Genomic DNA, 3,111 nt, shown 5'->3' with positions numbered 1-3,111 from the left:
GTGTCGGTGCGGTGCCGTGGGGCACCGGGGCGGGCGGTGTCGGCATGTGGGGTGCGGGCGGTACGGCCGGGGCGTCGTGGAACGCGGCCGTCGCCTGTTTCGGTGTGGCGGCACTGCTGCTGGCCGGTGGCGGGTTCGGGGCGCGGCGGGCGCGGTTGGCGCTCGCCGGGGGCGGTGTCGTGGTCCCCGGGCCGCCTGCCTGGCCCGACATCGCCGAGGAACTGCGGAGGCTTCGCCGACGCTGGCGCCCGGAGTGGTGGTGCGTCGTCGCGGGCCTGGTCGTCGCCGTGCTGGGTGCCTCGCTGCTGCCGGTGCTCGCGGGGGCGGCGGGGGTGCCGCTGCTGAAGCGGGTGCGGCAGGCCGCCGAGGCGCGGCGAGCCCGGGAGCGCCGCGCCGACGCGGTGATCGCGCTCTGCGCGGCCCTGGCCGGCGAGGTGCGGTCCGGGCGGCAGCCCGGCGGGGCACTGCTGTGGGCGGCACGCGAGTCGGGCGGTCTCGGTGAGGCGCAGGCGGCCGTGGTGGCGGCGGCACGGTTCGGCGGCGACGTTCCTGCCGCGCTGGCGCAGGCGGCGAGGCAGCCGGGCGCCGAGGGACTGCTGGGGCTCGCGGCCTGCTGGCGGGTGGCCGTGGACCAGGGGGCCGGACTGGCGGCCGGGCTGGACCGGCTGGAGGCGGCCCTGCGCGCGGAGCGGGATCAACGGGCCGATCTGAGAGCCCAGTTGGCGGGACCACGGGCGACGGCCGTGATGCTCGCCGCGCTCCCGGCGCTCGGGCTGCTCCTCGGCACCGCGCTCGGAGCCGACCCGCTGCACGTGCTGCTGCACACCCCGGCGGGGCTCGGCTGTCTGCTGGTCGGTGGCCTGCTGGAGGGCGCCGGGCTGTGGTGGGCGCTGCGGATCGTACGGCGAGCGGAGGGCATGGCATGAGTGCGGAGTTCGTCCACAGGCTGTGGGTGGCCGTCGGGATCGTGTCGGCTCTCGGCTTCCTGGCGGTACGGCTGGAGCAGGCGCGGCTACGGCGACGAGCGCGGCGGCGAGCGGCCGAACTGCTCGGCCCGGCCAAGGCCAATGGCGGACGGACGGGGCCGCGGCTGCCGGGACGTGTCGGGCGCCTGTTGCCGGCGGTGGGTGTCGTGGGCGCCGGGTGGGTGCTCGTCGGCGGCATCGCGGGCGTCGCGCTGGGGGCTGTTGGTGCCGGTGCCCTGGGGTGGTGGCGTCGCCGCCAGGCAGCGGCCGACAGACCGGCCGAGAAGGCCGCCGCGCAGCATGCCGCACGCCAACTGCCGCTCGCCGCTGACCTGCTGGCCGCCTGCATCGCCGCCGGTGCCGGACCGGTGGTCGCCGCCCGGGCGGTGGGCGAGGCCCTCGGCGGACCGGTGGGAGATGCGCTGGCGCATGGCGCGGCCGAAGTGCGGCTCGGTGGTGAACCGGCCGAGGCCTGGCGGCGGTTGGCCGCTCTGCCGGGCGCCTCACCGCTGGCGCGGCTGCTGGAACGGGCGGGGGAGACGGGAATGCCCGCTGCCGCGCCGGTGGCCCGGCTCGCCACCGACGCCCGCGCCGGGTGGACCCGCGGCGCGACAGAACGCGCCAGACGGGCCGGCGTCACGATCACCGCGCCGGTGGGGCTGTGCTTCCTGCCCGCCTTCATCGCGGTCGGCGTCCTGCCCGTGGTGATCGGTCTGGCGGGCGAGGTGATGGGAGCAGGTGGTGGATGACGTGACGACCGCATGAGACGCGCCGCGCACGAGCGGCGGCGCCGACCAGACCGGAACGACGAGTGCCGCAGCGACAGTGCCGCTGCGATCACGGCGGCGGCCCGTCGGCGATGAACGGCCCGTCGCCCCGGAAGACAGACGGAACCGGAACCCACGGGGGTCGAGATGAGGAAAGCGGTACGGGCGCGGCTGCGCGCCCTGGTGTGCAGGATGCGCGGTGCGCGGAGGGACGCGGGTATGGCCACCTCCGAGTACGCGATGGGCCTGTTGGCGGCGGTGGGCTTCGCCGCCGTGCTCTACAAGGTGGTGACCAGCGGGCCGGTCGGGGAGGCGCTTCAGTCCGTGGTGAATCGAGCGCTCAGTGCGCAGGTCTGACCGATGCCGCGACGCAGGGTTCGTCACGGCCGAGTCGGCGGTCGTGCTGCCCGTGCTGGTGCTGTTCACGATGGCTCTCGTGTGGGGGCTGGTCGTGGTGGCCGCCCAGATCCGCTGCGTGGACGCCGCCCGCTCCGGGGCCCGCGCGGCGGCTCGCCAGGATCCGCCCGAAGCGGTGCTGCGAGTGGCGCGCGAAGCCGCCCCGAGCGGGGCGCGGATCACCGTCACACGGGAGGGCGAGCAGGTACGGGTGACGGTCGTCGCCCGGCCGCCGCTGCTCCACGGACTCCCCGTCGAACTGCGGGAAGAGGCGGTGGCGTTGGCGGAGGAGAGCCTGGGGGCCCCGTCATGAGACGCGGGCGGTGCGGTACGGGGGTGTCGGCCGCGTGGCGCTCGGACAGCGGGTCGGCCACCGTCTGGAGCGTGGGCGGGATCGCCGTGCTGTGCGTGGTGTTCGGGGTGCTGTCGGCACTCGGGCAGATCGTGGTGGCCCGGCATCGCGCGGCCGGCGGCGCGGACCTCGCCGCGCTCGCCGCGGCGGACCACTGGGCGGACGGCGGTGAGGCGGCATGCGCCCGGGCCGCGGAGGTGGCCCGGGCGCAGGGGGTACGGCTGGTGCGGTGCACGATCACCGGGGAGACCTCGGACGTCACCGCGGCGTCGGGGCGGGGCCCGTTCACGGTGGAGGTCAGATCGCGGGCGGGGCCTGCGGCGCCTGCGGCGCCTGCGGGCCCTTCGGGTCCTGCGGCTCCGGTCGGCCTTGCGGGGCTTTCCGCCCCTTCGGGTCCTGCGGCTCCGGTCGGCCTTGCGGGGCTTCCCGCCCCTTCGGGTCCTGCGTGGCCTCCGACCGACCCTGCCCGTCCTGCCGCACCTGCGGGCCCTTCCCGCCCCGGAGGCTCTGCCCGTGCTGCCGTGCCTGTGGGTCTTCCCGGCCTTGGGCGCCCGGCCGGCCCTCTGCCGCCCCTACGGGTCTCGTCGGTCCCGGGCCCTGCCGCCCCCTGCGGGCCTCCGCCCCTACGCCC

The 3,111-nt window shown here is 77.1% G+C and carries 4 protein-coding genes and 1 pseudogene; all 5 read left to right on the top strand.

Going from position 1 to position 3,111, the window contains the following annotated elements; translation table 11 throughout:
* Positions 1 to 44: 44 nt before the first annotated feature.
* Positions 45 to 926 carry a type II secretion system F family protein gene (locus MTQ10_RS29345; protein ID WP_247473434.1) on the top strand — a complete coding sequence of 294 codons (882 nt, stop codon included), beginning with the start codon at positions 45 to 47 and terminating at the stop codon, positions 924 to 926.
* Positions 923 to 1,714 (top strand): type II secretion system F family protein, encoded by a 792-nt coding sequence (locus tag MTQ10_RS29340; RefSeq protein WP_247473432.1) that lies wholly within the window; start codon positions 923 to 925, stop codon positions 1,712 to 1,714. Before MTQ10_RS29345 ends, MTQ10_RS29340 begins: the two co-directional genes overlap by 4 nt.
* Positions 1,715 to 1,879: 165 nt before the next feature.
* Entirely contained in the window at positions 1,880 to 2,089 is a 210-nt protein-coding gene (locus tag MTQ10_RS29335) for a DUF4244 domain-containing protein (RefSeq protein ID WP_247473430.1), read from the top strand.
* Positions 2,076 to 2,441 (top strand): TadE family type IV pilus minor pilin, encoded by a 366-nt coding sequence (locus MTQ10_RS29330; RefSeq protein WP_247473428.1) that lies wholly within the window; start codon positions 2,076 to 2,078, stop codon positions 2,439 to 2,441. The genes MTQ10_RS29335 and MTQ10_RS29330 overlap by 14 nt, the downstream gene beginning before the upstream one ends.
* A pseudogene (locus tag MTQ10_RS29325) lies at positions 2,438 to 2,815 on the top strand (Rv3654c family TadE-like protein); the annotation flags it as partial. The gene MTQ10_RS29330 and the pseudogene MTQ10_RS29325, both read left to right, overlap by 4 nt.
* Positions 2,816 to 3,111 lie beyond the last annotated feature (296 nt).

Source organism: Streptomyces sp. XM83C, assembly GCF_023072675.1.
GTDB classification, from domain to species: domain Bacteria; phylum Actinomycetota; class Actinomycetes; order Streptomycetales; family Streptomycetaceae; genus Streptomyces; species Streptomyces thermocoprophilus.
Note: the sequence above shows the minus strand (reverse complement) of the source record. Positions and strands in the feature narration are given on the sequence as shown.

Excerpts from the sequence above, each read along its gene's own strand:
- MTQ10_RS29345 (WP_247473434.1), top strand. The coding sequence starts at position 45 with ATGTGGGGTGCGGGCGGTACGGCCGGGGCGTCGTGGAACGCGGCCGTC.
- MTQ10_RS29340 (WP_247473432.1), top strand. The coding sequence starts at position 923 with ATGAGTGCGGAGTTCGTCCACAGGCTGTGGGTGGCCGTCGGGATCGTG.
- MTQ10_RS29335 (WP_247473430.1), top strand. The coding sequence starts at position 1,880 with ATGAGGAAAGCGGTACGGGCGCGGCTGCGCGCCCTGGTGTGCAGGATG.